The 26960-nt window shown below is 69.4% G+C and carries 26 protein-coding genes and 2 tRNA genes; 7 read left to right on the top strand and 21 right to left on the bottom strand.

The features are described 5' to 3' along the window. Nucleotides 1-14: 14 nt before the first annotated feature. Nucleotides 15-1640 (bottom strand): ABC transporter substrate-binding protein, encoded by a 1626-nt coding sequence (locus tag RS86_RS12330; protein ID WP_045272547.1) that lies wholly within the window; start codon nucleotides 1638-1640, stop codon nucleotides 15-17. A 176-nt stretch (nucleotides 1641-1816) separates the two neighbouring features. On the opposite strand from RS86_RS12330, the gene valS reads away from it, so the two are divergent. Further along, complete coding sequence (gene valS / locus RS86_RS12325; RefSeq protein ID WP_045272546.1) at nucleotides 1817-4420, top strand: valine--tRNA ligase; 2604 nt, start codon at nucleotides 1817-1819, stop codon at nucleotides 4418-4420. Next, entirely contained in the window at nucleotides 4417-4680 is a 264-nt protein-coding gene (locus RS86_RS12320; RefSeq protein ID WP_374954847.1) for a hypothetical protein, read from the top strand. The genes valS and RS86_RS12320 overlap by 4 nt, the downstream gene beginning before the upstream one ends. Nucleotides 4681-4719: 39 nt before the next feature. Here RS86_RS12320 and RS86_RS12315 read toward each other — a convergent pair whose 3' ends face one another. The 5 genes from RS86_RS12315 to tdh all read right to left on the bottom strand — a co-directional run bounded on the left by RS86_RS12315 (nucleotide 4720) and on the right by tdh (nucleotide 9099). Continuing rightward, a complete protein-coding gene (locus tag RS86_RS12315) occupies nucleotides 4720-4941 on the bottom strand; it encodes a hypothetical protein (RefSeq protein ID WP_045272544.1) in 222 nt (73 codons plus the stop codon). Further along, complete coding sequence (locus RS86_RS12310; RefSeq protein ID WP_045272543.1) at nucleotides 4938-5591, bottom strand: winged helix-turn-helix domain-containing protein; 654 nt, start codon at nucleotides 5589-5591, stop codon at nucleotides 4938-4940. Before RS86_RS12310 ends, RS86_RS12315 begins: the two co-directional genes overlap by 4 nt. 144 nt (nucleotides 5592-5735) lie before the next feature. Then, entirely contained in the window at nucleotides 5736-6722 is a 987-nt protein-coding gene (locus RS86_RS12305; RefSeq protein WP_045272542.1) for an alpha/beta hydrolase, read from the bottom strand. A gap of 148 nt (nucleotides 6723-6870) precedes the next feature. Further along, nucleotides 6871-8046: a glycine C-acetyltransferase gene (locus RS86_RS12300; protein ID WP_045272541.1), complete on the bottom strand. Its 1176-nt coding sequence runs from the start codon at nucleotides 8044-8046 to the stop codon at nucleotides 6871-6873. A 9-nt stretch (nucleotides 8047-8055) separates the two neighbouring features. Beyond that, nucleotides 8056-9099, bottom strand: coding sequence for an L-threonine 3-dehydrogenase (gene tdh, locus RS86_RS12295; RefSeq protein WP_045272540.1), 1044 nt, complete (start codon nucleotides 9097-9099; stop codon nucleotides 8056-8058). Nucleotides 9100-9186: 87 nt separating this feature from the next. Between tdh and RS86_RS12290 the strand changes: the two genes are divergently transcribed. The 3 genes from RS86_RS12290 to RS86_RS12280 all read left to right on the top strand — a co-directional run bounded on the left by RS86_RS12290 (nucleotide 9187) and on the right by RS86_RS12280 (nucleotide 12799). Then, a complete protein-coding gene (locus tag RS86_RS12290) occupies nucleotides 9187-10089 on the top strand; it encodes a LysR family transcriptional regulator (protein ID WP_045272539.1) in 903 nt (300 codons plus the stop codon). 56 nt (nucleotides 10090-10145) lie between these two features. Further along, nucleotides 10146-12197 carry a M3 family metallopeptidase gene (locus RS86_RS12285; protein ID WP_045272538.1) on the top strand — a complete coding sequence of 684 codons (2052 nt, stop codon included), beginning with the start codon at nucleotides 10146-10148 and terminating at the stop codon, nucleotides 12195-12197. A 101-nt stretch (nucleotides 12198-12298) separates the two neighbouring features. Beyond that, nucleotides 12299-12799: a GyrI-like domain-containing protein gene (locus tag RS86_RS12280; RefSeq protein WP_045272537.1), complete on the top strand. Its 501-nt coding sequence runs from the start codon at nucleotides 12299-12301 to the stop codon at nucleotides 12797-12799. A gap of 13 nt (nucleotides 12800-12812) precedes the next feature. On the opposite strand, the gene clpX is transcribed toward RS86_RS12280, so the two are convergent. The 10 genes from clpX to RS86_RS12230 form a co-directional block, all read right to left on the bottom strand. Beyond that, nucleotides 12813-14081, bottom strand: coding sequence for an ATP-dependent Clp protease ATP-binding subunit ClpX (gene clpX / locus RS86_RS12275; RefSeq protein ID WP_045272536.1), 1269 nt, complete (start codon nucleotides 14079-14081; stop codon nucleotides 12813-12815). A gap of 263 nt (nucleotides 14082-14344) precedes the next feature. Further along, complete coding sequence (locus RS86_RS12270; RefSeq protein WP_045272535.1) at nucleotides 14345-15196, bottom strand: aldehyde dehydrogenase family protein; 852 nt, start codon at nucleotides 15194-15196, stop codon at nucleotides 14345-14347. Next, nucleotides 15193-16704, bottom strand: a complete 1512-nt coding sequence (locus RS86_RS12265; protein ID WP_045272534.1) for an aldehyde dehydrogenase family protein — start codon at nucleotides 16702-16704, stop codon at nucleotides 15193-15195. The genes RS86_RS12270 and RS86_RS12265 overlap by 4 nt, the downstream gene beginning before the upstream one ends. A 13-nt stretch (nucleotides 16705-16717) precedes the next feature. After that, complete coding sequence (deoC, locus tag RS86_RS12260) at nucleotides 16718-17686, bottom strand: deoxyribose-phosphate aldolase (protein WP_374954848.1); 969 nt, start codon at nucleotides 17684-17686, stop codon at nucleotides 16718-16720. Nucleotides 17687-17715: 29 nt separating this feature from the next. Then, a complete protein-coding gene (locus RS86_RS12255) occupies nucleotides 17716-18669 on the bottom strand; it encodes a sugar-binding transcriptional regulator (protein ID WP_235281765.1) in 954 nt (317 codons plus the stop codon). A 144-nt stretch (nucleotides 18670-18813) separates the two neighbouring features. Then, entirely contained in the window at nucleotides 18814-19464 is a 651-nt protein-coding gene (locus RS86_RS12250; protein ID WP_045272532.1) for an ATP-dependent Clp protease proteolytic subunit, read from the bottom strand. Nucleotides 19465-19482: 18 nt separating this feature from the next. Beyond that, nucleotides 19483-20073 carry an ATP-dependent Clp protease proteolytic subunit gene (locus tag RS86_RS12245; protein WP_045272531.1) on the bottom strand — a complete coding sequence of 197 codons (591 nt, stop codon included), beginning with the start codon at nucleotides 20071-20073 and terminating at the stop codon, nucleotides 19483-19485. Between the two features lie 80 nt (nucleotides 20074-20153). Further along, on the bottom strand, nucleotides 20154-20648 hold the full coding sequence (locus RS86_RS12240) for a tetratricopeptide repeat protein (protein ID WP_045272530.1): 495 nt from the start codon (nucleotides 20646-20648) through the stop codon (nucleotides 20154-20156). Between the two features lie 85 nt (nucleotides 20649-20733). Next, nucleotides 20734-22221 carry a trigger factor gene (gene tig, locus RS86_RS12235; protein WP_045272529.1) on the bottom strand — a complete coding sequence of 496 codons (1488 nt, stop codon included), beginning with the start codon at nucleotides 22219-22221 and terminating at the stop codon, nucleotides 20734-20736. A gap of 104 nt (nucleotides 22222-22325) precedes the next feature. Continuing rightward, nucleotides 22326-22399, bottom strand: a tRNA-Pro gene (locus RS86_RS12230). Nucleotides 22400-22530: 131 nt separating this feature from the next. Between RS86_RS12230 and RS86_RS12225 the strand changes: the two genes are divergently transcribed. Further along, nucleotides 22531-22604 (top strand) — tRNA-Gly (locus RS86_RS12225). A gap of 75 nt (nucleotides 22605-22679) precedes the next feature. Beyond that, nucleotides 22680-23048 (top strand): hypothetical protein, encoded by a 369-nt coding sequence (locus tag RS86_RS12220; protein WP_045272528.1) that lies wholly within the window; start codon nucleotides 22680-22682, stop codon nucleotides 23046-23048. 78 nt (nucleotides 23049-23126) lie between these two features. Here the strand turns inward: RS86_RS12220 and RS86_RS12215 are convergent, their stop codons facing one another. From RS86_RS12215 to gap, 5 genes are all read right to left on the bottom strand, one after another. Next, nucleotides 23127-23483, bottom strand: coding sequence for an RNA polymerase-binding protein RbpA (locus RS86_RS12215; protein ID WP_045272527.1), 357 nt, complete (start codon nucleotides 23481-23483; stop codon nucleotides 23127-23129). After that, a complete protein-coding gene (gene secG / locus RS86_RS12210; protein ID WP_045272526.1) occupies nucleotides 23483-23731 on the bottom strand; it encodes a preprotein translocase subunit SecG in 249 nt (82 codons plus the stop codon). The genes RS86_RS12215 and secG overlap by 1 nt, the downstream gene beginning before the upstream one ends. Before the next feature lie 99 nt (nucleotides 23732-23830). Next, nucleotides 23831-24622, bottom strand: a complete 792-nt coding sequence (gene tpiA, locus RS86_RS12205; protein WP_045272525.1) for a triose-phosphate isomerase — start codon at nucleotides 24620-24622, stop codon at nucleotides 23831-23833. Continuing rightward, nucleotides 24613-25839: a phosphoglycerate kinase gene (locus RS86_RS12200; RefSeq protein WP_045272524.1), complete on the bottom strand. Its 1227-nt coding sequence runs from the start codon at nucleotides 25837-25839 to the stop codon at nucleotides 24613-24615. Before RS86_RS12200 ends, tpiA begins: the two co-directional genes overlap by 10 nt. A 10-nt stretch (nucleotides 25840-25849) precedes the next feature. Beyond that, entirely contained in the window at nucleotides 25850-26860 is a 1011-nt protein-coding gene (gene gap, locus RS86_RS12195) for a type I glyceraldehyde-3-phosphate dehydrogenase (RefSeq protein ID WP_045272523.1), read from the bottom strand. Between the last annotated feature and the right edge of the window lie 100 nt (nucleotides 26861-26960).

The following is a 26960-nucleotide window of genomic DNA, read 5'->3' as shown; positions in this document are numbered from 1 at the left end:
ACCGCGAACCGCGCTCACTTCACGCTGGCGCCGAAGAACAGCGGCCGCCCGTAGATGTCGAAGCCGAGGCCCGCGACCTTGTCGCCGACCGCGGTGATCGCCGAGGTGACGTAGAGCGGCACGATCGCGTCGTCCTTCGCGTTCCACTTCTGGATCTGCGCGTAGACGTCGGCGCGCTTCGCCGCGTCGGTGGTGGCGATGCCCTCCTTCAGGAGCTGGTCGAGCTTCGGATCGCTCACGGAGGACGCGTTCTGGAAGCCGTCCGTCGCGAGGTGGCTGCGCAGCAGGTCGGGGTCGACCCCGGAGAAGTCCCAGTCCGTGATGTCGAACGTCTTGGGACCGTACTTCGCGTTGTACGCGCCGGGCTCGAGCGTTTCGCGCGTGACCTCGAAGCCGACGGCCTTGAGGTCGGACTGCACGGCGTTCGCGAGTGCGGCGTGGTCGTCGGAGACCGGGGTCCACGCGATCCAGTTCGCGGTGAGCCGCTGTCCGTCCTTGGTGCGGATGCCGTCGGCTCCGCGCTGCGTCCACCCCGCCTCGTCGAGGAGCTTGTTCGCGGCTTCCTTGTCGAAGGGCCAGCTCTTCTCGAGGCTCTTGTCGTAGCCGGGAGTGGTCGGGCCGAGGATGCTCCACGCGCGCGGGAACTGGCCGAAGAAGATCTTGTCCACCGCGGTGTCGACGTCGATCGCACGGGTGAACGCCTCGCGCACCTTCTGGTCGGCGAACACCCCGTTCTTCTCGTTCAGGAACAGCGAGTACGGGAGCCCTGGCACCTGCACGGACTTCACGGTCGCGGATCCCTTGACCTGCGACACGAGGTTCGGCGGCAGCTGCGAGGCGAGATCGATCTCACCCGACGACACGGAGCCGCTGCGCACGGACGCCTCCGGCAGGATCTGGACGCGCAGGGTCTTGAAGGCCGGCGCCTTCTCCCCCTCGGGGGCCCACGCGTACTTCGCGTTGCGGGTGTACACGATCTCCTGATCCGGCGTGTACGACGAGATCCGGAACGGACCGGTGCCGACCGTGACGTCCTTGCCGCCCGCGGCCAGGTCGGCGGAGTGCTCCTTGAGCACCTTCGGCGCGTAGAAGCCGAGCTGCGCCGTGCTCGCCGCCTGCAGGAAGGGCGCATAGGGCTGCGAGAAGGAGACCTTGACCGTGGTCGGGTCGATCACCTCCGTGCCCTTGTACAGCTCGCCGCCGAGCATGCTCGCGGCCTGCGCCGACTTGGTCGCAGGATCCGCGATCCGGTCGAAGTTGGCCTTCACGGCGGCGGCATCGAAGGTCTCGCCGTCCGTGAACGTCACGTCGTCGCGCAGGTGGAACGTGTAGGCGGTGCCGTCCGCGGAGACCTCCCACTTCTTCGCGAGCCACGGCACGAAGGATCCGTCCGCCTTCTGGAAGACGAGCGAGTCGAGCACGGCGCGCTGAACCATCGCCGTCACGTCGAGCTGGCTGGTCTGCGGATCCATCTTCCCGGACGACAGCAGGCTGCCGTCGACGCCCCAGACGATCTCGCCGTTCGCATCTCCGGATCCGGATCCGGATCCGGTCGAGGCGGAGCAGGCGCTGAGCGCGAGCGCGGCGGCCGCGGCGAGCGCGGTGAGGGGCAGGAGTCGACGCCGAAGCGGAGAAGGCATGAGGATCCTCGGGGTGCGGTGAGGGGTGCTGAGTGCGGGACACTCCAGGCTACCGGTTTGTGGACAGGGTGGATCTATCGGTGGCCGGGCGCAAGGGCCTGCCCGGTAGACTGTCGCCACACCCCACACTCAGGCACGCTCACACGGTGCCGCACACATCGCACGAGGAGAGACCCATGTCACAGGCGAACCCGATTCCCGACAAGCCGGCGCTGGAAGGCCTCGAAGCGAAGTGGGGTGAGCGCTGGTCGACGGATGGCACGTTCCTCTTCGACCGCCTCCGGGCCGCCCAGAGCGGCCGTGACGGCGTCTTCTCGATCGACACCCCGCCGCCGACAGCGAGCGGCAGCCTGCACATCGGCCACGTGTTCTCCTACACGCACACCGACATCAAGGCGCGCTTCGAGCGCATGCGCGGCAAGAACGTGTTCTACCCGATGGGCTGGGACGACAACGGCCTGCCGACCGAGCGCCGCGTGCAGAACTACTACGGCGTGCGCTGCGACCCTTCCCTGGGCTACGACCCCGACTTCACTCCCCCGTTCGAAGGAGGAGACAACAAGTCCTCCCGCGCGGCCGACCAGCTCCCCATCAGCCGTCGCAACTTCATCGAGCTCTGCGAGAAGCTCACCGAGGAGGACGAGAAGCACTTCGAGGCGCTGTTCCGCCAGCTCGGCCTGAGCGTCGACTGGACCCAGACCTACCGCACGATCTCGAACGAGTCGATCCGCCAGAGCCAGCTGGCGTTCCTGCGCAACATCGAGCGCGGCGAGGCCTACCAGTCCCTCGCGCCGACCCTCTGGGATGTGGACTTCCGCTCCGCGATCGCGCAGGCCGAGCTCGAGGACCGCGACCAGCAGGCCTCGTACCACACCATCGACTTCCCTTTCGCGGACGCCTCGGGCCACATCACGATCGAGACGACCCGTCCCGAGCTGCTGCCCGCATGCGTCGCGATCGTGACCCACCCCGAGGGTCCGTACAAGCACCTCATCGGCACGAAGGTGCGTACGCCCTTCTTCGACGCCGACATCGAGATCCACGGCCACCACCTCGCCCAGCCCGACAAGGGCACGGGAGCGGCGATGGTCTGCACGTTCGGCGACGTGACCGACATCGTGTGGTGGCGCGAGCTGCGCACGACCGACGGGCGCGACCTGCCGAACATGACCACGATCGGCCTCGACGGCCGCTTCCTCCCCGACGCCCCCGCTTCGGTGGGCGACGCGGACGCGGCCGCGTGGTACGTGGAGAACATGGCCGGCAAGACCGTCTTCTCGGCCCGCAAGGCGCTCGTGGAGAAGCTCCAGGAGACCGGCGCGATGACCGCCGTCGGCAAGCCCTTCAACCACGCGGTGAAGTTCTTCGAGAAGGGCGACCGCCCGCTCGAGATCGTGTCGACCCGGCAGTGGTACATCCGCAACGGCGCCCGCGATGCGGACCTCCGCGACCAGCTGATCGCCCACGGCGCCGAGCTGAACTGGCACCCCGAGTTCATGCGCGTCCGCTACGAGAACTGGGTGGGCGGCCTGACCGGCGACTGGCTGGTCTCCCGGCAGCGCTTCTTCGGCGTGCCGATCCCGCTCTGGTACGCCCTGGACGAGAACGGCGAGCGCGACTACGACCGTGTGCTGACGCCCGATCACGCGAGCCTGCCGATCGATCCGACCAGCGAGGTGCCGGCCGGCTACACCGCCGAGCAGCGCGGTGTGCCGGGGGGCTTCGACGCCGAGGCGGACATCCTCGACACCTGGGCGACCTCGTCGCTCACCCCGCAGCTCGCGGGCGGCTGGGAGCGCGATGCCGAGCTGTGGGACGTGGTGTCGCCGATGGACCTGCGCCCGCAGGGCCAGGACATCATCCGCACCTGGCTGTTCTCCACCATGCTGCGCTCGACCCTCGAGGACGGCCGCACCCCGTGGCGCAACGCCGCGATCAGCGGATTCATCGTCGACCCCGACCGCAAGAAGATGTCCAAGTCCAAGGGCAACGTGGTCACGCCGGCCGACATCCTCGACACGCACGGATCCGACGCGGTGCGGTACTGGTCCGCCTCCAGCCGCCTGGGCGCCGACGCCGCCTTCGACCCGCAGAACCCGACGCAGGTGAAGATCGGCCGTCGCCTCGCGATCAAGATCCTCAACGCGGCGAAGTTCGTGCTCTCATTCCCCGTTCCCGAGGGCGCAGAGATCACGCACGCGCTGGACGCGTCCATGCTCGCGACCGTGGACGGCGTGGTGCGCGACGCGACGGCTGCGTTCGAGAACTACGACCAGGCCCGCGCGCTCGAGATCACCGAGGCGTTCTTCTGGACGTTCTGCGACGACTACCTCGAACTCGTCAAGGAGCGCGCCTACGACCGCACGAACGTGGGTCAGGCCTCCGCGGCGCTCGCCCTGCGCCTCGCGCTGTCGAGCCTGCTGCGCCTGCTCGCGCCGGTCGTCTCGTTCGCGACCGAGGAGGCGTGGAGCTGGTTCGAGGACGGCTCGGTGCACAACGCGGCATGGCCGGAGCCTCGCGGCGGCGAAGGCGACCCCGCGATCCTCGCGACGTCGAGCAAGGCGCTGATCGGCATCCGCCGGGCGAAGACCGAGGCGAAGGCCTCCCAGAAGACCCCCGTGTCGTCCGCGACGATCGCCGCCCCCGCAGCCGACATCGCGGCGCTCCAGGCCGCGGCCGACGATCTCCGCGCCGTGGGCCGGATCACCGAGCTCGGCTTCGTCGAGGCGGAGGAGCTCGTCGTCACCGCGATCGAGCTCGCGCCGGCCGTGGAGGCATGATGCAGCTCGGGACGCGCTGGGCCGCCGGATCCGAGCCGCCCGCATCGGTTCCCGCGGCCCTGCGCCCCGGAATCGCGGACGCCGAGGCCCGGAGCGTGGCCGGCGGCACGCTGAGCCTGCAGACCGGAGTCCTGAACCTGCTCCGCGGCACGTGGACCCTCACCTGGCTGGAGGGCCGGCCGATCGCCGAGCTCGACACCGGCTGGGAGGTCTCGCGCACCGCCTCGGGCGAGGTCGTGGTCCGTCCGTTCGAGGACTGACCCACCCGGTCGTTCGCGCGGGGCGCGCCCCGCGCGGCCTCAGCGCGACCGGGATCCGATCATCTGCAGCGCATGCTCCAGGAGGAAAGGATCCGCCGTCTTGCGCGCCTGCTGCTCGCGCAGCAGGTCGATGGCGAGCGCGCGCCGCTCCGCACGACGCTCCATGCGCCGGCGGACGTGCCCGGTGATCGCATCGGCGACGCGGAGTCCCGTGCGCTCGGCGAACGTGGGCGCGGCGATGTGCAGCGTTGCGGCGGTCATGACAGCTCCTCGGTCTCGGTCGTGCGGTGTTCGGCGGCGCCCTGCGGGCGGCCATCGGGAAGGTCGAACAGATCGGCGCGGATCGTGACGCGGCGCACCCCTGGACCGGTCTGGTCCCGGTAGCGCAGCACGGCCGCCTCGACGAGCTCGTCGATCTGCTGCGCGAGCTCCTGCAGCTGGGGCGCCGTCATGTCGAGCATCGTCGTCATGTGGTGCGCCGCATCGCGCCATTCCTGAGGCACCTCGGCCTGGGGCCGGTGCAGGTGGTCCATGAGGCGCTGGTGCCTGTTGCGGAAGAACTCGTCCTCCACGATCTGCGCGGCGGCCCGGCCCGACGGCGTCATCGCGTCGTTCGGCCCGGAGAACGACATGCGTCCACGGGGGCGCTCCCACCACCGCTCGCGTGCCGTGCCGCGCCCCGCGACCTCGTGGATGAGGTCACGCGAGGCAAGCGCTCGCAGGTGATAACTGGTGACGCCGGAGCTCTCCCCGATCATCGTCGCGAGCGAGCTCGCCGTCTGCGGCCCGCGCTCTGCGAGCAGATCCAGGATCCGCACCCGCAGCGGGTGCGCGAGCGCCTTCAGGGCGCCCGCGTCGAGCGTGCGCTCCTCGGGCTGCGCATCCCCTCGGGGTGTTTCGTTCTCGGTCATGATTGCAAAGATACCTTTGCAAGAGAGTCTTTGCAAGCACTTCTTTGCAACATTCGAGTCGACGCCCCCTCTGCGCACCGACGCCCCCTCGCAGGAGCGCCGCTCAGAGGGGGCGCCGGTGCTGCGAGGGGGCGTCGCAAGACCTCAGCCTGCTGTCACGCGCTCCATCCAGGTCAGGATGGTCTCCACCGCCGCAGGATCCAACTGCGTCCCCTCCTCGTTGTAGTTGGTGCCTGGCACGATCTCGGCGCGCGGGCGGGGCTCGTGCTTGAGCACGTGGTTCGCGTCCGACGGGAACGCGAACGTCACGAGCGGATTGTCCGCGGCCGCCGCTTGCAGCGGCTCCCCGTCGGCCGTGGCATCGATCTGCAGGTCCTTCTCCCCGATCAGCACGAGCGTGGGGATCCCGACGCCCCCGATGCCGTCCGAGGCGCTCTCGTTCCACAGCTCGCGCGCGAACGGGAGGTTGACCGGGCTGTCGAAGCTCCGCAGCACATTGGCGACGGGGTCGGGGATGGATCCGTCCGGATCCATCGCCCCGCCCGCCGAGAAGCGCGCCGTCGCTTCCCGCACGAGAGCGAGGATCCCGTCTCCCCCTGGCGCGGCGGCGAGCTGCGCGCTCAGCTGCATGTCGAGCACCGTGCCGACGCTGCGTCCAGGAGGCGCGGCCAGCACCAGCCCGCGGAGCGGAACCGCCATGCCCCCTGCCGCCTGCGCGAGTCCGTAGTGCAGCACGTGCACGCAGCCCTCGCTGTTGCCGAGGCCGATCACCCGGCCCCGATCGACGCAGGGGTCCGCGACGAGCACCTCCAGCGCGGCGGTGAGTTCGGCGAGGTGCGACGCCATGCTGAACGTCCCCGCGAGGCGCGGCAGGTTCTCGACGACGTGCGGACCCGATGCCCGCTTGTCGTAGCGCAGCGAGGCGAAGCCGTGCTCGGCCAGGGATTCGGCGAGAAGTCGGCCGGATCCGTTCGTCCCTGGCAGCATCGGGGAGTTCCAGTCCCGGTCGGTCGGCCCGCTGCCGGCGACCAGGACGACCGCGGGGAACGGCCCGTCCCCGGCCGGCGCCGTGATCGTGCCGAACATGTCGATGCCGTCGAGCGTCCAGCTCACCTCTGCAGAGTGCGTCATGAGCGAAGTCTGGCGCGCAATCCTCTCGGTTGCCCAGGAACGCGCGGAGTACTTTTCGTCGACGCCCCCTCTACGCACCGACGCCCCCTCGCAGGAGCGGCGCTCAGAGGGGGCGCCGGGGCTACAAGGGGGCGTCGACGAAGAAAACTCAGGCGGCTGCGCGCGCGGCGACGAACGCGGCGACGCAGCGCTCGACCTGCTCCGGGGTATGCGCGGCCGAGAGCTGCACCCGGATGCGCGCGAGACCGCGCGGCACCACCGGGAAGCTGAACGCGGTCACGTACACGCCCTGCTTCTGCATCTCCGCAGCGACCCGCGCGGTCAGCGCGGCGTCGCCGAACATCACGGGCACGATCGCGTGCTCGCCCGGGAGCAGGTCGAAGCCCTCCTCGGTCATGCGGCGGCGGAACAGCGCGGCGTTCTCCTGCAGCTGCGCGCGCAGGGATCCGGATCCCTCGACGAGGTCGAGCGCGCGCAGGGTGCCCGCGACGATCGACGGGGCGAGCGTGTTCGAGAACAGGTACGGACGGGCGCGCTGGCGCAGCAGCGCCACGATGTCGCGATGCGCGGCGACGTAGCCGCCGCTCGCGCCGCCGAGCGCCTTGCCGAACGTGCCGGTGTAGATGTCGACACGGCCCTCGACGCCGCACAGCTCCGGCGTACCTCGGCCGTGGTCCCCGATGAAACCGACCGCGTGCGAGTCGTCCACGAAGACCAGGGCGTCGTAGCGCTCCGCGAGGTCGCAGATGTCGGCGAGCGGGGCGATGTAGCCGTCCATCGAGAACACGCCATCGGTCACGATCACCCGGAAGCGGGCGTCGGCGGCGGCCTTCAGCTGCTCCTCGAGGTCCGCCATGTCGCGGTTGCGGTAACGCAGCCGGCGCGCCTTGGACAACCTGATCCCGTCGATGATCGATGCGTGGTTGAGCTCGTCCGAGATGATCGCGTCCTCGGCGGTGAACAGCGTCTCGAAGACGCCGCCGTTCGCGTCGAAGCAGGACGAGAACAGGATCGCGTCGTCCGTGCCGAGGAACGACGACAGCCGTCGCTCGAGCTCGAGGTGCTGCTCCTGCGTACCGCAGATGAATCGCACGCTCGCCAGGCCGTAGCCCCATTCGTCGAGAGCGCCCTTGGCCGCCTCCACGAGGCGCTCGTCATCGGCGAGGCCCAGGTAGTTGTTGGCGCAGAAGTTCAGGACCTCGGCGCCGTCCGCGACGATCTCCGCGCGCTGCGGACCGCGGATCCCGCGCTCGTGCTTGGTCAGGCCCGCCTCGTCGATCCCGGTGAGCTCGTCGGCGAGGTGCTGCTGGAATGATCCGTACATCGTCGTCTCCTACAGTTCGGTCCAGTCGAGGATGATCTTGCCCGTGCCCGCCGACGCGGCGGCCGCGAAGCCCTTCTCCCAATCGCGCGCCGGGAGCACCTCGGCGATGATGCGGGTGATGGAGTCGCGCAGCACCGGGCTGGTCTGCAGCATCGCCCCCATCGCGTTCCAGGTCTCGAACATCTCGCGGCCGTAGATGCCCTTCACGGTGAGCATGTGCGTGACGATCTTGCCCCAGTCCACGCTGAACGGCCCCGTCGGCAGGCCGAGCATCGCGATCCGTCCGCCGTGGTTCATGTTGTCGATCATCGCGGGCAGCGCGCTCGGCGCGCCGCTCATCTCGAAGCCGATGTCGAACCCTTCGCGCATGCCCAGGGCGCGCTGCGCGTCCGCGATGTCCTCGCGGGAGACGTCGACGACCGCGTCGGCGCCCATCTCGCGGGCGAGCTCCAATCGCGGGGTGCTCACGTCGGTCGCGGTGATGAAGCGGGCGCCCACGTGGCGGGCGATCGCGATGGCCATGAGCCCGATCGGGCCGCAGCCCGTGACGAGCACGTCCTCTCCGACGAGGGGGAAGGCGAGCGCGGTGTGCACGGCGTTGCCGAGCGGGTCGAAGATCGCGCCGAGTTCGGGCGTCACATCGGCGTGATGCACCCAGACGTTCGTCGCGGGCAGGGTGAGGTACTCCGCATATGCGCCGTCGCGCTGCATGCCGAGGCCGATCGTGCGGATGCACATCTGGCGGCGGCCGGCACGACAGTTGCGGCACATGCCGCACACGATGTGCCCCTCGCCGGAGACCCGGTCTCCGACTGAGATGTCGTGCACCAGAGGGCCGACTTCGACGACCTCTCCGTAGAACTCGTGCCCGGGGATCAACGGCGCCTTCACCGCGGAGGCGGCCCAGTCGTCCCAGCGCTGAATGTGCAGGTCGGTGCCGCAGATGCCGGTGCGCAGCACGCGGATGACCACCTCGTCGGGTCCGGCCACGGGGTCCGGCCGGTCGACGAGCTCGAGGCCCGCGTGGGGGCCGTCCTTGTAGAGAGCCTTCATGCTTCGATCCCACCGCGAACAACCCTGTAGATCAATCCCCACTGTCTGGACAGAGCTTTAAGCATCGCTACATGCTTGACTGGACATATGCAATTGCCGCAGCTTCAGATCCTCCGCGAGCTCGGCGCACTCGGCAGTGTGACGGCCGTCGCGGAGGCCCTGCGCGTCACGCCGTCCGCCGTGTCCCAGCAGCTCGCGGCGCTGCAGCGCGGCGTGCGTGCGCCGCTGACGCGCAAGCAGGGCCGCACCCTCGTGCTGACGCCGGCCGGAGAAGCACTCGCCGAGGCCGGGGCGGCCGCGCTCGACGCCATGGCCGCCGCGCGTTCCGCCGTGGACGAGTTCGAGGCCGCGGAGGGCGGAATCGTCACGATCAGCGGGTTCCTCAGCGCGGCGCAGGCGCTGTTCGGCCCTCTCATCCGCGCGCTCGGATCCGGCCCCGACGTCCCGGCGATCCGCTTCACCGACGAGGACGTCGCGCAGAGCGACTTCCCGGCCCTCACCGCCCGCTACGACCTCGTGCTCGCGCACCGCATGGAGCACAGCCCGCCGTGGCCGAAGACCGGGATCCGCGTGCTCACCCTCGCCGCCGAGCCGCTCGACGTGGCGCTCTCCCCCGAGCATCCGCTCGCCCAGCGCGCATCCCTGCGCCCCGCCGACGTGGTGGGCGAGCGCTGGGTGACGAGCCGGGCGGGCTACTCCCCCGACGATGTGCTGCGCACGATCTCCGCCATCACCAACCGGCCGGCCGACATCGTGCACCGGATCAACGACTACGGCGTCGCCGCCTCGGTGATCGCGACGGGAGACGTCATCGGTGTGCTCCCCCGCTACACCTCGCCGGGCACCGACGCCGTCGTGCGCCGCCCGCTGCAGTACGTCAGCACCAACCGGATGATCGATGTGCTCGCCCGGCCGGAGAACCTGCGCCGACGGTCCGTGCGCCTCGTCTCGGACGCGCTGCGCACGGTCATGGCGGATCTGACCGGCTGAGCCTGCGCCCCGCAGCCTCCCTCCCTCGGAGCGGAGCGATCTTCTAGGCTCGGAGGATGACGGTCGAGACCAACCCGCTGCTCACGCCCTCCGCCCTCCCCTATGCGCTGCCCGACTACGGCCGCATCCGTGCGGATCACTACCTCCCCGCGTTCCGGCAGGGGTTCGAGGAGCAGCTGGCGGAGATCCGCCGGATCACGATGGTGCGGTCGATGCCGACGTTCGAGAACACGATGGTCGCCCTGGAGCGCAGCGGAGAGCTGCTGGACCGGGCCTCGCACGCGTTCTACACGGTGGCCTCTGCGGACGCCACGGCTGAGATCCAGGCGATCGATGAGGAGCTCGCGCCGCTGATGGCGGCGCACCAGGATGCGATCCTGCTCGACGCGGCGCTCTACTGGCGGGTCTCGCAGCTCCACGACCAGATCGACGCCCTGCCGCTGGAGCCGGAGCAGCGACGCCTCGTCGAACGCTGGCATCGCGAGATGACCCTCGCCGGCGCAGCGCTCGACGAGTCGGCCAAGACCCGGCTCACCGAGCTGAACCAGCGGATCTCCTCGCTCAGCACCACCTTCGAGAAGAACCTGCTTGCCGACACGAACGAGCTGGCGGTCGTGTTCGACGACGCGGCCGACCTCGACGGCCTGAGCGCCGGGGAGCTGTCCTCCGCGGCCCGCGCGGCCTCCGAGCGCGGTCTCGAGGGCAAGCACCTGCTCGCGCTCCCCCTGTTCACCGGCCACCCGGCGCTCGCGGCGCTCACGAATAGGGAGAGCCGTCGCCGGGTCATGGAGGCGTCGCGCTCGCGCGGTGCACGCGGCGGCGAGCACGACAATCGCGGCGTCCTCGCCGAGATCGCGAGCCTCCGCGCCGAACGTGCGGCGCTGCTCGGCTACGCGTCCCACGCGGCTGCGGTGACGGCCGATGAGACGGCGGGCACGCCCGAAGCCGTGGAGCGCATGCTGCGCGACCTCGCCGCCCCGGCGGCGCGCAACGCGGCCGCCGAGCGCGCGGCCCTGCAGCGACTCATCGACGAGACCGAGCCGGAGCCCTTCCCCCTGGAAGCGCACGACTGGGCGTTCTACACGGAGAAGCTGCGCACGGCGCAGTACGACATCGACACCGCAGCGCTGCGGCCGTGGTTCGAGGCCGAGCGCGTCCTGCACGACGGCGTGTTCGCGGCGGCCGGCCGGTTGTATGGGCTCTCCTTCACCGAGCGCCCCGACCTGCCGGTCTACCACCCTGGCGCGCGGACATTCGAGGTGTTCCAGGAGGACGGATCCGCGCTCGGCCTGTACGTGCTGGATCTGTACACGCGCGACAGCAAGCGGGGCGGGGCGTGGATGAACCCGATCGTGAGCCAGTCCGCGCTGCGCGGCACGCTCCCGGTCGTCGCGAACAACCTGAACGTGTCGAAGCCCGCCGACGGCGAGCCCGCGCTGCTCACGCTCGACGAGGTGAACACGCTCTTCCACGAGTTCGGGCACGCCCTGCACGGTCTGTTCTCCGAGGTGACCTATCCGCATTTCTCCGGCACGAACGTGTTCCGCGACTTCGTCGAGTTCCCGAGCCAGGTCAACGAGATGTGGATGCTCTGGCCCGAGATCGTCGATGCTTATGCGCGGCATCATGAATCCGACGAGCCGCTTCCCGCGGGCCTCGTCGAACGTCTGCGGGCGACCGAGACCTTCAACCAGGGCTTCGAGACCAGCGAGTACCTCGCGGCGGCCTGGCTCGACCAGGCCCTGCACGCGCTGCCCTCAGGCGACGCGATCGACGACGTCGCGGCGTTCGAGGCCGCGGCGCTCGCCGACATCGGACTGGACGATCCCGCCGTGCCCACGCGGTACTCCTCCGCGTACTTCGCCCATGTGTTCTCGGGCGGCTACAGCGCGGGCTACTACTCGTACATCTGGAGCGAGGTCCTCGACGCCGACACCGTCGAGTGGTTCCGTGAGAACGGCGGCGCCCAGCGGTCCAACGGCGAGCGGTTCCGGCGGCGTCTGCTGGGTGTGGGCGGATCCAAGGATCCGCTCGAGGCCTACCGCGATTTCCGAGGACGCGATGCGGAGATCGCCCCGCTGCTCCAGCGACGAGGTCTCGATCACTGACCGGCTGCAGGCGATCGGCTGAGCCCCTGTCGGGGAGGAGTCTCCCGACCTAGGCTGGTGACGGATGCGGCGATGGATGCCGCCGGCAGCGAGGGGAACCGATGTCCGTATTCTCGGAAGAGCCCTACGACGCCACGACCCCGCTCGATCTGCCGCCTGCCTCGCTCGCCGCGGTCCACCGGACCGGCCTGCGCATCGACGGTCTCGGATCCACGTTCGATCTCGCTTTCGGCGCGCTCGGAAAGGCGATCGCTGCGGGAGCCTTCACGCCCTCAGGTCCGGCGGTCGCGATCTATCGCGGCGATCCCATGGATGTCTTCGACCTCGACGTCGGATTCCCGGTCGAAGAGGCGCTGCCGGCACCGCTCACGATCGACGATGTCGAGATCGAGGCCGCGGAACTGCCGAGCGGACCCGCGCTGGCGACGACCGTGATCGGGCCGTACGACGGGCTCGGCGAGGCGTGGGGGCGCCTCGCCGGCGAGAACACTGCGCTCGGGCACAGCCCTGCCGGCGTCTGGATCGAGGTCTACGTGTCCGACCCGAGCGTCACGCCTGCCGCCGAACTGCGGACAGACCTGATCCTGCCGGTTCAGCACTGAGTACGGACGCCGCTCAGGCGCTCTTGCGCTTGCGCGCGAGGACCAGCGTGGGGGGCGCGCCCTCGTCGACGGCAGCGCGCGTCACGATGACCTTCTGCACGTCCTCGGTCGAGGGGATCTCGAACATGATCGGTCCGAGCACGTCCTCGAGGATCGCGCGGAGTCCGCGTGCCCCCGTCTTGCGGAGCACGGCGAGGTCGGCGATCGACTGCAGCGCGTCTTCCTCGAACTCGAGCTCCACGCCGTCGAGCTGGAACATGCGCTGGTACTGCTTGACCAGGGCGTTGCGCGGCCCGGTGAGGATGTCGATGAGGGCGGCCTGGTCGAGCGGCGAGACCGAGGCTACGACGGGAAGCCGGCCGATGAACTCCGGGATGAGGCCGAACTTGTGCAGATCCTCCGGGAGCACCTCGCTGAACAGATCCAGGTCCTTGCCCTTGTCGTGCAGCGGTGCGCCGAAACCGACGCCGTGCTTGCCGACGCGGGAGGAGACGATGTCCTCGAGGCCTGCGAACGCACCGGCCACGATGAACAGCACGTTCGTGGTGTCGATCTGCAGGAACTCCTGGTGCGGGTGCTTGCGACCGCCCTGCGGGGGCACCGAGGCGACCGTTCCCTCGAGGATCTTCAGCAGCGCCTGCTGAACGCCCTCACCGGAGACGTCACGCGTGATCGACGGGTTCTCCGCCTTGCGCGCGATCTTGTCGATCTCGTCGATGTAGATGATGCCCTGCTCGGCGCGCTTGACGTCGTAGTCGGCGGCCTGGATGAGCTTGAGGAGGATGTTCTCCACGTCCTCGCCGACGTAGCCCGCCTCCGTGAGCGCGGTGGCATCGGCCACGGCGAACGGCACGTTCAGGCGCTTCGCCAGGGTCTGCGCGAGGTAGGTCTTGCCGCAGCCCGTGGGGCCGATCATGAGGATGTTGCTCTTCGCGATCTCGATCTCGTCGGCCTTCTGCTCGGCCGGCTGCAGCGTTCCACGGGCGCGCACGCGCTTGTAGTGGTTGTAGACCGCGACCGAGAGGGCGCGCTTGGCCTGCTCCTGCCCGACGACGTACTCCTCGAGGAAGGAGAAGATCTCGCGGGGCTTGGGCAGATCGAATTCGGCGACCTCGCCGTTCGCGGACTCCGCCATGCGCTCTTCGATGATCTCGTTGCAGAGCTCGACGCACTCGTCGCAGATGTAGACGCCGGGCCCGGCGATGAGCTGCTGGACCTGCTTCTGGCTCTTGCCGCAGAACGAGCACTTGAACAGGTCGGCGCTCTCACCGATGCGTGCCATGTGCGTCCTCCTTCGAGACGGGGTCCGCGGTCGCCTGCGTGGCGTCACGACGGGCGATCACGGTGTGGGAACACCGTGCGGCGTTGCCGCTGTTCGAGCCTAACCGCTGCATCCGACATCCGGCCGCATCGCCACGGATCCCCCGCGACGCGCCGCTCCGCGCACGGCGAACACGCGCCGGATCCGGGCTTTCATGGCGAACGGCCCGCTCCGCGCGATGCGGGGCGGGCCGTTCGGTCCTTCGATGCGCTCAGGGGCCGCGCTCAGACCATGCTCTTCGGGTGCCACACCGTCTTCACCTCGGTGAACGCGGCGATCCGCTGCGGCGAGGCGACGACCTCGCCCGGGGCGAGCACGCGCTTGAGCGTGTCGGCGGCCGCGATCTGCAGATCGACCCAGTCGATCCCACCCGCCCCTGCCAGGTCCAGCGCGTTGACGTCGGCGTGCGCCGCGAGCCACGGCGCGAGCTCGGCCGGGGAACCGGTCAGCACGTTCACCACGCCACCCGGCACATCGCTCGTGGCGAGCACCTCGGCGAGGCTGATCGCCGAGAGCGGATACTGCTCGCTCGCCACGACGACCACCGCGTTGCCGGCGACGAGCGCCGGAGCGACGACGGAGACGAGACCCAGCAGCGCGGACTCCTGCGGCGCGACGATCGCGACGACTCCGGTCGGCTCGGGAGCCGAGATGTTGAAGTAAGCCCCCGAGACCGGGTTCAGGTTGCCGGCGATCTGGGCGTACTTGTCGCACCAGCCCGCGTACCAGACCCACAGATCGATCGCCTCGTCGACCTGCGCGCCCGCGACGGCCGCCGAGACGCCCTGCTGGGCGACGATCTCTTCGACGAACTGGGCGCGACGTCCCTCCAGGACCTCGGCCACGCGGTACAGCACCTGGCCGCGGTTGTAGGCGGTCGCCTTGGCCCAGCCGGCCTGCGCGGTGCGCGCGGCCTTGACCGCATCGCGGGCGTCCTTGCGCGAGGCCTGGGCGGCGTTCGCGAGGAACACGCCCTTCGGACTCGCGACCTCGTAGGTGCGTCCCGATTCGCTGCGCGGGAAGGCGCCGCCGATCGCGAGCTTGTATGTCTTGGGAACGGTCAGACGCGCGCTCATGCCGCGGATCCCTTCTTCAGCGCCTTGGCTTCGGTCTTGGTCTCGTTCTGGCCCAGCGCCCTCGGGGCGACCGCCGCGGGACGCAGATAGGCCGCCAGACCCTGCTTGCCGCCCTCACGCCCGTAGCCGGACTCCTTGTAGCCGCCGAACGGGCTGGACGGATCGAACCGGTTGAATGTGTTGGCCCACACGACACCCGCACGCAGGCGGTCGGCGACGGCGAGGATCCGAGAGCCCTTGTCGCTCCAGACCCCGGCGGACAGGCCGTACGGCGTGTTGTTCGCCTTCGCGATCGCTTCGGCCGGGGTACGGAAGGTCAGTACGGACAGCACGGGGCCGAACACCTCCTCGCGGGCGATGCGGTGCGACGCCTCGACGCCGGTGAAGATCGTCGGGGCGAACCAGAACCCCTTCTCCGGGATCACGCAGTCGGCGGTCCAGCGCTGCGCGCCCTCGTCCTCGCCGACCTGGCTGAGCTCGCGGATCCGCGCCAGCTGCTCGGCCGAGTTGATCGCGCCGATATCGGTGTTCTTGTCGAGCGGGTCGCCGAGCCGCAGGGTCGACAGGCGGGACTTCAGCCGGTCGATGACCTCGTCGTGGATCGATTCCTGCACGAGCAGGCGGCTGCCGGCGCAGCAGACGTGGCCCTGGTTGAAGAAGATGCCGTTGACGATGCCCTCGACGGCCTGGTCGATCGGGGCGTCGTCGAACACGATGTTCGCGGCCTTGCCGCCGAGCTCGAGGGTGAGCGCCTTGCCCGTGCCGGCGACGGTGCGGGCGATCTCGCGGCCTACCGCGGTCGACCCCGTGAACGCGACCTTGTCGACGTCGGGGTGGCGCACCAGCGCCGCGCCGGTGGCCCCGGCGCCCGTGATGATGTTCACCACGCCGGCCGGAAGATCGGCCTGCTGCAGGATCTCGGCGAAGATCAGCGCCGTGAGCGACGTGGTCTCGGCGGGCTTCAGCACCACCGTGTTGCCGGCGGCGAGGGCCGGCGCGACCTTCCACGCGAGCATGAGCAGCGGGAAGTTCCACGGGATGACCTGCGCCGCCACGCCATGCGCCGACGGGTTCGGTCCGGCACCGGCGTAGTCGAGCTTGTCCGCCCAGCCGGCGTAGTAGAAGAACCACGAGGCGACGAGAGGCACGTCCACGTCGCGGGACTCCTTGATCGGCTTGCCGTTGTCGAGGCTCTCCGCCACGGCGAGCTCGCGGGCGCGCTCCTGCACGAGGCGCGCGATCCGGAACAGGTACTTGCCGCGGTCGCGGCCGCTCATCTTCGACCACACTTTGGTGTGGGCGCGGCGCGCGGCGGCGACGGCGAGGTCGACATCCTCATCCGAGGCGTGCGCGATCGTGGCGATGCGCGACTCGTCCGCGGGCGAGATCGTGGCGAACGAGGCGCCGCGGCCCTCGACGAACTCGCCGTCGATGAACAGCCCGTACTCGTCCTTCAGGTTGAGGATGCTCCGCGACTCGGGCGCGGGTGCGTAATCCAGGAATCCCATGCGTGGTCCTCCGTCAGTCGATCGTGACGTAGTCGGGGCCGGAGTAGTGGCCGGTGGTCAGCTTCTGCCGCTGCAGCAGCACGTCGTTGAGCAGGCTGGAGGCGCCGAAGCGGAACAGGTGCGGCTGCAGCCACTCCTCCCCGACCGTCTCGGCGACGTGAACCAGGTACTTGACCGCGTCCTTCGAGGAGCGGATCCCACCGGCCGGCTTCACGCCGATCTTCTCGCCGGTGAGCCGGTGCCAGTCGCGCACGGCCTCGAGCATGAGCAGCGTGACCGGCAGCGTGGCGGCGGGCGCGACCTTGCCGGTGGACGTCTTGATGAAGTCGCCTCCCGCCAGCATGCCGAGCCACGAGGCGCGCTTGATGTTGTCGTAGGTGTTCAGCTCGCCCGTCTCGAGGATGATCTTGAGCGAGGCGGACGTGCCGTCCCCCCGGCGGCAGGCGTCCTTGACCGCGACGATCTGCTCGAACACCTGTCCGTAGCGCCCGGAGAGGAACGCACCGCGGTCGATGACCATGTCGATCTCATCGGCGCCGGCCTCCACCGCGTCGCGGGTGTCGGCGAGCTTCACTGCCAACGACGCCCGCCCGCTCGGGAACGCGGTCGCGACGGCGGCGACGGAGATGCCGCCGTCGTCGGGGTCGCCGTGTCGGGCGCCGAGCGCCTCGACCGCGTACGGCACCATGTCGCCGTACACGCAGACCGCGGCGACCGAGGGGCAGGACGGATCGGAGGCGTCTGGCAGCTTGGCCTTGGACACCAGCGAGCGCACCTTGCCCGGGGTGTCGGCGCCCTCGAGGGTCGTCAGGTCGATGAGGCGCACGATCGTGTCGAGGGCCCAGGCCTTCGACGTCGTCTTGATCGAGCGCGTGCCGAGCGCGGCGGAACGCTGCTCCAGGCCCACCGCGTCCACGCCGGGGAGCCCGTGCAGGAATCGGCGCAGCGTGAGGTCGTCGGGTTCGCCGCCGAGCACCTCCAGCGCGGTGCGCCGTGCGAGTTCGGTCGTCGTCACTGGTCCTCCAAGAGGGTCCGGGCGGTCGCCTCGTCGGTGACCACCATCGTGCAGAGGTTCGCGGTCACGACCGTGCGGGCGATGTCGTGCTTCGCCTCTCCGGCCGTGACGAAGACGGCGGTGCGCGCCTCGCGCAGCCGCTCGAGGCTCAGCCCGACCGTGCGGGCGTCGAGCTCGGGATCGACGACGTTGCCGTCCGCGTCGATGTAGCGGCCCAGCACATCGCCGACCGCGCCGCGGCGGGCCAGCTCGTCGATGTCCCGGACGCTCAGATAGCCGTTCTCGACGTGCGCGGATCCGGCATCGCAGACGCCCGCCGTGAAGAGGTACGCGTCCGCCTGCGCGGCCTGATCGAGCACGCCCGCGACGGTGCGGTCCCGCTCGATCGCCTGCTTGGTCTCGAGTCGTTCCAGGATCGCGGGGCTGGGCAGCAGCGCGACATGCCCCGCAGCGCGCTGCGCGATCGTCGCCGCCAGCGAGGCGGCGCCTCCTGGACGGCGGTTCACGCTCACTCCGCCGTTCATCTGCACCACGGTGACGCCGCGAGCCCACCCCTCGGCCATTCGGTCGGCGATCGCCGTGAGCGTGCGCCCCCAGCTCACGGCAAGGGTCTTCGGCACCGGGCGGAGGGCCGCGAGATGATCCGCGGCGCCCTGCGCGACTCGGCCGAGGGTCTCGGTGTCGCTCGGCCCGTTCGGCACCACGACCGCGTCGGCGAGCCCGAAGCGCTCGCGCAGCTCTCGCTCGATGCCGAGCTTGCGAGCGCGCGGGTGCACGATCTCGATCCGCACGATCCCGTCGATGCGGGCCTGCTGCAGAAGTCGACCGACCTTCCAGCGCGAGATCCCGAGCAGGCCGCCGATCTCGTCCTGAGTCTTGTCCTCGTCGTAGTACAGCTCCGCCACGCGGACGGCGAGCAGCTCGTCATCGTCGATGGCGGATCGGGGCATGCTCCGAGAGTACCCTTCACCACACGCACGCGCACGAATGTGCTCATATGAGCAAACGCCATCGCTCACCCGCGCAACCGGAGCGGGGACGCGAGAGGGCGGCCCGGAATCGGATCCGGGCCGCCCTCTCGAGGATGCAGCAGGTCAGCTCAGCGACTGGCGCTTGCGGCTCGTCAGCACCTGATCGACGATGCCGTACTCCTTCGCCTGCTCGGCGGAGAGGATGTTGTCGCGATCGATGTCGCGGTGGACCTTCGCGACCGGCTGCCCGGTGTGCTTGGCCATCGTCTCCTCGAGCCAGGTGCGCATGCGCAGGATCTCCGCGGCCTGGATCTCGATGTCCGAAGCCTGACCCTGGCCGGCCTCGCCCATCGCGGGCTGGTGCATCAGCACGCGTGCGTTCGGCAGGGCGAGACGCTTGCCGGGCGCGCCTGCGGCGAGCAGGACCGAGGCCGCCGAAGCGGCCTGACCCAGCACGACCGTCTGGATCTGCGGCGCGACGTACTGCATCGTGTCGTAGATCGCGGTCATCGCCGTGAAGGATCCGCCGGGCGAGTTGATGTACATCGTGATGTCGCGCTCGGAGTCCTGGCTCTCCAGGACCAGCAGCTGCGCCATCACATCATCGGCGGATGCGTCGTCGACCTGGACGCCGAGGAAGATCACGCGATCTTCGAACAGCTTGTTGTAGGGGTCCTGGCGCTTGAAGCCATAAGCGGTGCGCTCCTCGAACTGAGGAAGGACGTAGCGGCTCGAGGGCAGGTCGCCGGCGGACCGGAACGTGGGTGTGTACATGGGTGTCCTCTCCAGCCCTTACTTGTCCGCGCCCGTGCCGCCGCCGCCGTGCACGTCACTGGCGTGCTCGCGCATGTGGTCGACGAAGCCGTAGTCGAGTGCCTCGGCGGCGGTGAACCAGCGGTCCCGGTCGCCGTCCTCGTTGATCTGCTCCACCGTCTTGCCGGTCTGCGAGGCGGTGATCTCGGCGAGACGCTGCTTCATCGACAGGATGAGCTGCGCCTGCGTCTGGATGTCGCTGGACGTGCCGCCGAAGCCGCCGTGCGGCTGGTGCAGCAGCACGCGCGCGTTCGGCGTGATGTAGCGCTTGCCCTTGGTGCCGCTGGTCAGCAGCAGCTGTCCCATCGAGGCCGCCATGCCGATGCCGACCGTGACGATGTCGTTCGGCACGAACTGCATCGTGTCGTAGATCGCCATGCCCGCGGTGATGGACCCGCCGGGCGAGTTGATGTAGAGGTAGATGTCCTTCTCTGGGTCCTCGGCGGCGAGAAGAAGGATCTTGGCGCAGATCTCGTTGGCGTTCTCGTCCCGCACCTCGGATCCCAGCCAGATGATGCGATCCCTGAGCAGCCTGTCGAAGACGCTCGTCGCGACCAGGGGTTCAGCCATTTCCGCTCCTGCTTCCGTGTTCGGTGTTTCGAATCTACCGGCGACAACGCGCGCGCCCGGCCGTGTTCGCCGTCGGCATATCAGGCGTCGTCGCCCGCGATCTCATGGGCGTACGCGGTCATGGACCGGTGGTAACGGGGCATGTGCGGCACGAGGGCCAGGATCGCGACGCCCAGCCCGCGCTCCGGATGACCGGCGCTGGCCAGCGCGAGCGCATGCATCGCCGCGATCGCGTCGCGGTAGACCGAGTCGGGGTGGGCGTCGCGCTCCGCCTCGATGAGCTCGAGCGCGCCCTGCACGTCGCCGAGGTTGCGCAGCGAGCTCGCCAGCTGGATCGTCGCCTGGGCGCGGCGGTCGTCGTCGAGCCCGAGCCCGAGCGAGCGGCGATAGAGCGGCACCGCCTCGTCCGGCCGCCCCGCGGAGTCGCGGGCGCCGGCGCGTTCGAAGGCGGCCTCGGCGTCATCCGGGCCTCGCTCGGCCGCGATCGCATCGATCCGCGTGATCACCTCGTCGTCGACGAGACCGCCCGCGGCGGCTTCCCAGACGGCGTCGATCCGCTCCTGCCAGTCATTCATGTCTGTCCTCTGTCTCGTGCGCGATGGATGCGAAGAGGGCGGGTGCATGATGCACCCGCCCTCTTCCGGATCGTGGATCCGATGCTTACTCGGCGTCAGCAGCCTTGTCGGCGGCCTTCTTGGCCGGGGCCTTGCGCGCGGCCGGCTTCTTGGCGGCGGGCTTCTCCTCGGCGGGGGCCTCGGCGACGGCAGCCTCGTCGGCCTCCGCGGCCTTCTTGGCCGGAGCCTTCTTGGCCGGAGCCTTCTTGGCGGGCTTCTCCTCGGCCGGGGCCTCGGCCGCATCCTCGGCCTCGTCGTCGGTGGCGATGAAACCGGTCAGGTCCACGGCCTTGCCGTTGGAGTCGACGACGGTGACCTTGCCCAGGGCGACCGCGAGAGCCTTGTTGCGGGCGACCTCGCCGACCAGGACGGGCAGCTGGTTCTGGGACTGCAGCGCCTCGACGAAGTCCTGCGGAGCCATGCCGTACTGCGCGGCGGACTGGATCAGGTACTGGCTGAGCTCGTCCTGCGAGACCTGGACGTTCGCGTCCTCGGCGATCGAGTCGAGCAGCACCTGGGTGCGGAACTGCTTGGTGCTCGCCTCGGTGACCTCGGCGCGGTGCTCGTCGTCCTCCAGGCGGCCCTCGCCCTCGAGGTGGTTGTGCACCTCGTCCTCGATGAGCTGCGGCGGAACCGGGATCTCGACCTTCTCGAGCAGGGTCTCGACGAGCTTGTCGCGTGCCGAGGAGGCCTGGGTGAACACGCCCTGCTGCTCGACCGACTCGCGCAGGCTGTCGCGCAGCTCCGCGATCGTGTCGAACTCGCTCGCGATCTGCGCGAAGTCGTCGTCCGCCTCGGGCAGCTCGCGCTCCTTGACGGCCTTGACCGTGACGGAGACCTCGGCGTCCTCGCCCGCGTGGTCGCCACCGACCAGCTTCGAGCGGAAGGTGGTGTCCTCACCGGCGGTGAGCGAGTCGATCGCGTCGTCGATGCCCTCGAGCAGCTCGCCGGAGCCGACCTCGTAGGAGACGCCCTCCGCGCGGTCGATCTCTGCGCCGTCGATCGCGGCGACGAGGTCGAGCTCGACGAAGTCGCCCGCCTTCGCGGGACGGTCGACGGGGACCAGGGTGCCGAAGCGGGCGCGCAGGCGGTCGAGCTCTGCGTCCAGGGCTGCCTCATCGGCCTCGATGGCGTCGACGGTCACGGTGATGCCGTCGAGCGACGGGACCTCGATCTCGGGACGGACATCGACCTCGACCTCGACCTTGAGGTCGCCGGAGAAGTCCTTCTCGTTCGGCCACTCGATGACCTCGGCCGAGGGACGGCCGACGATGCGGAGGTTGTGCTCGAGCGACGCCTCGCGGAAGAAGGTGTCCAGACCCTCGTTGACGGCGTGCTCGATGACGGCGCCGCGGCCGACGCGCTGGTCGATGATCGGCGCGGGCACCTTGCCCTTGCGGAAGCCGGGGATCTGCACGTCCTGCGCGATGTGCTCGTAAGCGTGCGCGATGCTGGGCTTGAGGTCCTCGGGGGTGACCGTGATGTGCAGCTTGACCCGGGTCGGGGCAAGCTTCTCGACGGTGCTGTTCGCCATGCTGGTGTGCTCTCCTTGTGAATGTCCCGCGTGTGTCGCGACGCGGTTGTGAGGTCTGAGGGCAGTGAAGCGAGCGATCCGTCGGATCGCTCTCGTCACTGCTGTCGGGGCGACAGGATTTGAACCTGCGACCTCCCGCTCCCAAAGCGGGCGCTCTACCAAGCTGAGCTACGCCCCGGGTAGGAACCCGCGCGCGCGGGAACGGCCTTCACGAGTCTAACGGAACAGAGCACCCCCGTCAGTCAGGTATGCTCGTGGAAGTCCCGCAGCGTTCCATCGCGGGCCGGTCCCTCGCTCCGCGAGCGGTCCGGGGCTGTAGCTTAGTGGTAAAGCCTCTGTCTTCCAAACAGATGATGCGAGTTCGATTCTCGTCAGCCCCTCCACGTTTTTCTTCCTTCTCCGGCACCATTGCGCACCCCCGTCCACGGCGTAGAGTCGCAGCGTCGAAGGGAACGGGCATGGAGATCACTCCGTCGCGCATCGCGTCGCTCGAACCGGACCAGGTCTTCGTTTTCGGGTCGAACGCCGAGGGGCTCCACGGCGGCGGTGCGGCGCTCATCGCATACGAGAGCTTCGGCGCCGTCTGGGGCGAGGGCCACGGTCATCACGGCCAGACGTACGCGATCGACACCATGAGCGGCCTCGATGTCCTCGCCGCCGAGGCGGCGACGTTCGTGGCGTACGCGTCCGCGCATCCCGCACTGCGGTTCCTGCTCACTCCGGTGGGGTGCGGGATCGCAGGCTACACGCCGGCCCAGGTCGCACCGCTCTTCATCGGACTCCCCGCGAACGTGACCCGGCCCGAGGCCTTCGTCGCGTACCTCTGAGGCCGGCGTTCGCATCTCGCGGATACGACGAGAGCCCCCGCCGAAGCAGGGGCTCTCGTCGTGCAGACGCGGGAGTCGTCAGGACTGGCCGCGACGCTCGCGCAGCTGTGCGAGCGCGTCGCCGAGCAGCTGCTCGGCCTCCTCGTCGGTGCGGCGCTCCTTCACGTACGCGAGGTGCGTCTTGTAGGGCTCCGCCTTCGCGATCTCCGGCGGGTTCTCCTTGTCGCGTCCGGCCGGCAGGCCGGAGTGCGGGTGGTCGATGATGTCCGGGATCTCCTCCTCGGGCAGGCCCGCCGCGAAGTACCGCACGGTCTCGTTGCCGAGTCCGTCCCAGTACGAGATCGCGATGCGGTCGGCGTGGTAGCCGTGGTCCTGCTCGCCCATCGGGCCGGAGCCGACCCTCGTCCCTCGGATCGCGTTGCCGCCGGTCGCCATCAGATCGCCTCGAACTTCGTGATCAGGCCGAGTCCCACGACCGCGACGAACCAGGTCAGCGCGAGCACGACCGTGAACCGGTTGAGGTTCCGCTCGGCAAGACCGCTGGACCCGACGGCGGAGGACATGCCGCCGCCGAACATGTCGGAGAGGCCTCCGCCGCGCCCCTTGTGGAGCAGGATCAGAAGGGTCAGCAGGACGCTGGTGATGCCCAGCAGCACCTGCAGGATGAACTGGAGAATATCCACGGATCGGCCTTTCGCTCGGGCCCGCACGGGCGTGCGGGATCCCGGGTAACGGTCAATTATACGTCGAGACGTCCCCGCCCCTTCGGCCGGGGACGCGTGTCACACTCCGACGTGCTTCTGATAACGCACGATCGCGGCGAACTCGTCGACGACCAGGCTCGCCCCGCCGACCAGCGCACCGTCCACATCGGGCTCGCGCATGAACCCGGCGATGTTCGTCGACTTCACCGATCCGCCGTAGAGGATCCGGGTGCGTGCTGCCGCCTCGTCGCCGAGAACCTTGGCGATCACACCGCGCAGGACCGCGCAGACGTCCTGCGCCTGCTGCGGGGTCGCGGCCTGACCCGAGCCGATGGCCCAGACAGGCTCGTACGCGACGACGATGTCCGCCTTCGCGTCGAGACCCTGCAGCGCCGTCTCGAGCTGACCGGCGGGAACCGCGCTCGCGCCGAACTTCTCCAGGTCCTCCGCCGTCTCGCCGACGCAGACGACCGGCACCAGGCCGTGCTTGAGCGCGGCCTTGGTCTTGGCCGCCACGATCTCGTCGCTCTCGGCGTGGTACTCGCGCCGCTCCGAGTGGCCGATGATGACGTAGCTCGCGTCGAGCTTGGCCAGGAACGCGCCGGAGATCTCACCGGTGTACGCGCCGGAGTCGTGCTGCGACAGGTCCTGCGCGCCGAACGCGAACGGGATCTTGTCCGCGTCGATCAGCGTCTGCACGCTGCGCAGATCGGTGAACGGCGGGAACACCGCCACCTCGACCGTTCCGTCCTCGTGCTTCGCGTCCTTGAGCGTCCAGTGCAGCTTCTGCACGAACGCGACCGCCTGCAGGTGGTCGAGGTTCATCTTCCAATTGCCCGCGATCAGCGGGGTTCTGCTGTTCATGCCCATCCGAGGACCTCCAGTCCGGGAAGCTTCTTGCCCTCGAGGAACTCGAGGCTCGCGCCCCCGCCCGTCGAGATGTGACCGAACTGGTCATCCGCGAAACCGAGCTGACGCACGGCTGCAGCGGAGTCTCCGCCACCGACGACGCTCAGGCCGTCGGTCTCGGTCAGCGCCTCCGCGACGGCCTTGGTGCCGGCGGCGAACGCGGGGAACTCGAACACGCCCATGGGCCCGTTCCAGAACACGGTCTTGGATCCGCGGATCGCATCCGCGAAGCGTGCCGCACTGTCGGGTCCGATGTCGAGCCCGATGCCCGAGGCGCCGAAGGACGTCGCCTCGATCGCGTCGGCGGCGGCGACCTCGTGGGCCGCATCCGCGGAGAACGACGCCGCGACAACCACGTCAGTGGGGAGCACGAGCTCCACGCCGCGCTCGGCCGCTTCTGCGATGTACCCGCGCACGGTGTCGAGCTGATCCTTCTCCAGCAGGCTGGCGGCGACCGCGTGGCCCTGGGCCGCGAGGAACGTGAACAGCATGCCGCCGCCGACGAGGAGGCGGTCGACCCGAGGCAGCAGGTGCGAGATCACGCCGAGCTTGTCGGAGACCTTCGATCCACCGAGCACCACCGTGTAGGGGCGCTCGGGGTTCTCGGTGAGGCGGTCGAGGACCTTCAGCTCGGCTTCGATGAGCAGACCGGCCGCGGACGGCAGGATCTGCGCGAGGTCGTAGACGCTGGCCTGCTTGCGGTGCACGACGCCGAACCCGTCGGAGACGAACGCGTCGCCGAGGGCGGCGAGCTGCTCCGCGAAGGCGCGGCGCTCTGCGTCGTCCTTCGAGGTCTCCCCCGGGTTGAAGCGGAGGTTCTCGAGCACGACGACGCCACCGGGCTGCAGAGCCGCCACGGCATCCTGCGCCGAGGCGCCGACGGTGTCGGCCGCGAACGCGACCGGCTGCCCGAGCAGCTCGCCCAGGCGCGCCGCGACGGGCGCCAGGCTGTACTGCGGGTCGGGGGCGCCCTCAGGACGACCGAGGTGGGAGCACACGATCACGCGGGCCCCCTGGTCGATGAGGGCTTTGAGGGTCGGCACCGACGCTCGAACACGGCCATCGTCCGTGATGACCCCGTCCCGCAAGGGGACGTTGAGGTCACAACGGACGATGACGCGTCTTCCGTCGAGCGAACCGACCGATTCCTTCAGGGATTCGAGGGTGCGCAGAGTCATGGATATGAGCTTAGAGCCGCTCGGCCACGTACTCGGTGAGGTCGACGAGACGGTTCGAGTAGCCCCACTCGTTGTCGTACCAGCTGGAGACCTTGACCAGGTTGCCGGAGACGTTGGTGAGGGTCGAGTCGAAGATCGACGAGAAGGGGTTGCCCTGGATGTCGCTCGAGACGATCTGGTCCTCGTTGTACTGCAGGTAGCCGTTGAGGCGACCCTCGGCGGCGGCCTTCGCGTACGCGGCGTTGACCTCGTCGGCCGTCAGGTCCTCGCGGTCCGTGATGAGCGTCAGGTCGACGATCGAGCCGGTGGGGACGGGCACGCGGTAGGAGGATCCGCTGAGCTTGCCGTTGAGCTCCGGCAGCACGAGGCCGATGGCCTTGGCGGCGCCGGTGGAGGCGGGGACGATGTTGATCGCGGCGGCGCGGGCGCGGCGCAGGTCGCCGTGCGGGCCGTCCTGCAGGTTCTGGTCGGCGGTGTAGGCGTGCGCGGTCATCATGAAGCCGCGGACGATGCCGAACTCGTCGTTGAACACCTTGGCCAGCGGCGCGAGGCAGTTGGTCGTGCAGGAGGCGTTGGAGATGATGTGGTCGGTCTCCGGGTTGTAGGTCTCCTCGTTGACGCCCATGACGATGGTCGCGTCGTCGCCGGTCGCGGGAGCGGAGATCAGCACCTTCTTGGCGCCGGCCTCGATGTGCTTCTTCGCGAGCTCGGCCTTGGTGAAGAACCCGGTCGACTCGATGACGATGTCGACGCCCAGCTCGCCCCACGGCAGGTTCGCGGGGTCGCGCTCGGCGAACGCCTTGATGTGGTGGCCGTCGACGGTGATGCTCTCGTCGTCGTAGCTCACGTCCGCCTTCAGCACGCCGCCGACGGAGTCGTACTTCAGCAGGTGCGCGAGGGTCTTGTTGTCGGTGAGGTCGTTGACCGCGACGATCTCGAGGTCGGCACCCTGCTCGAGGGCTGCGCGGAAGTAGTTGCGTCCGATTCGGCCGAAGCCGTTGATACCGATCTTGACAGACACGAAAGTCTCCTGGTTCTTACTCAAGGAAGGGCGTGATTCTTGCGGATTGCACGGACAACGGCGTCCTGATGGGACTTTCGCCCATCAGGACGCCCATCTT

The sequence above is a fragment of the Microbacterium azadirachtae genome (assembly GCF_000956505.1).
Taxonomy (GTDB): Bacteria; Actinomycetota; Actinomycetes; order Actinomycetales; family Microbacteriaceae; genus Microbacterium; species Microbacterium azadirachtae_A.
The sequence above is the reverse complement of the archived record's forward strand: the minus strand, read 5'-3'. Positions and strand labels throughout refer to the sequence as shown.

Bases quoted from the DNA above. Each gene is read 5' to 3' on its own strand.
- RS86_RS12330 (WP_045272547.1), bottom strand. From the start codon at position 1,640: ATGCCTTCTCCGCTTCGGCGTCGACTCCTGCCCCTCACCGCGCTCGCC.
- valS (WP_045272546.1), top strand. From the start codon at position 1,817: ATGTCACAGGCGAACCCGATTCCCGACAAGCCGGCGCTGGAAGGCCTC.
- RS86_RS12320 (WP_374954847.1), top strand. From the start codon at position 4,417: ATGATGCAGCTCGGGACGCGCTGGGCCGCCGGATCCGAGCCGCCCGCA.
- RS86_RS12315 (WP_045272544.1), bottom strand. From the start codon at position 4,941: ATGACCGCCGCAACGCTGCACATCGCCGCGCCCACGTTCGCCGAGCGC.
- RS86_RS12310 (WP_045272543.1), bottom strand. From the start codon at position 5,591: ATGACCGAGAACGAAACACCCCGAGGGGATGCGCAGCCCGAGGAGCGC.
- RS86_RS12305 (WP_045272542.1), bottom strand. From the start codon at position 6,722: ATGACGCACTCTGCAGAGGTGAGCTGGACGCTCGACGGCATCGACATG.
- RS86_RS12300 (WP_045272541.1), bottom strand. From the start codon at position 8,046: ATGTACGGATCATTCCAGCAGCACCTCGCCGACGAGCTCACCGGGATC.
- tdh (WP_045272540.1), bottom strand. From the start codon at position 9,099: ATGAAGGCTCTCTACAAGGACGGCCCCCACGCGGGCCTCGAGCTCGTC.
- RS86_RS12290 (WP_045272539.1), top strand. From the start codon at position 9,187: ATGCAATTGCCGCAGCTTCAGATCCTCCGCGAGCTCGGCGCACTCGGC.
- RS86_RS12285 (WP_045272538.1), top strand. From the start codon at position 10,146: ATGACGGTCGAGACCAACCCGCTGCTCACGCCCTCCGCCCTCCCCTAT.
- RS86_RS12280 (WP_045272537.1), top strand. From the start codon at position 12,299: ATGTCCGTATTCTCGGAAGAGCCCTACGACGCCACGACCCCGCTCGAT.
- clpX (WP_045272536.1), bottom strand. From the start codon at position 14,081: ATGGCACGCATCGGTGAGAGCGCCGACCTGTTCAAGTGCTCGTTCTGC.
- RS86_RS12270 (WP_045272535.1), bottom strand. From the start codon at position 15,196: ATGAGCGCGCGTCTGACCGTTCCCAAGACATACAAGCTCGCGATCGGC.
- RS86_RS12265 (WP_045272534.1), bottom strand. From the start codon at position 16,704: ATGGGATTCCTGGATTACGCACCCGCGCCCGAGTCGCGGAGCATCCTC.
- RS86_RS12255 (WP_235281765.1), bottom strand. From the start codon at position 18,669: ATGCCCCGATCCGCCATCGACGATGACGAGCTGCTCGCCGTCCGCGTG.
- RS86_RS12250 (WP_045272532.1), bottom strand. From the start codon at position 19,464: ATGTACACACCCACGTTCCGGTCCGCCGGCGACCTGCCCTCGAGCCGC.
- RS86_RS12245 (WP_045272531.1), bottom strand. From the start codon at position 20,073: ATGGCTGAACCCCTGGTCGCGACGAGCGTCTTCGACAGGCTGCTCAGG.
- RS86_RS12240 (WP_045272530.1), bottom strand. From the start codon at position 20,648: ATGAATGACTGGCAGGAGCGGATCGACGCCGTCTGGGAAGCCGCCGCG.
- tig (WP_045272529.1), bottom strand. From the start codon at position 22,221: ATGGCGAACAGCACCGTCGAGAAGCTTGCCCCGACCCGGGTCAAGCTG.
- RS86_RS12220 (WP_045272528.1), top strand. From the start codon at position 22,680: ATGGAGATCACTCCGTCGCGCATCGCGTCGCTCGAACCGGACCAGGTC.
- RS86_RS12215 (WP_045272527.1), bottom strand. From the start codon at position 23,483: ATGGCGACCGGCGGCAACGCGATCCGAGGGACGAGGGTCGGCTCCGGC.
- tpiA (WP_045272525.1), bottom strand. From the start codon at position 24,622: ATGGGCATGAACAGCAGAACCCCGCTGATCGCGGGCAATTGGAAGATG.
- RS86_RS12200 (WP_045272524.1), bottom strand. From the start codon at position 25,839: ATGACTCTGCGCACCCTCGAATCCCTGAAGGAATCGGTCGGTTCGCTC.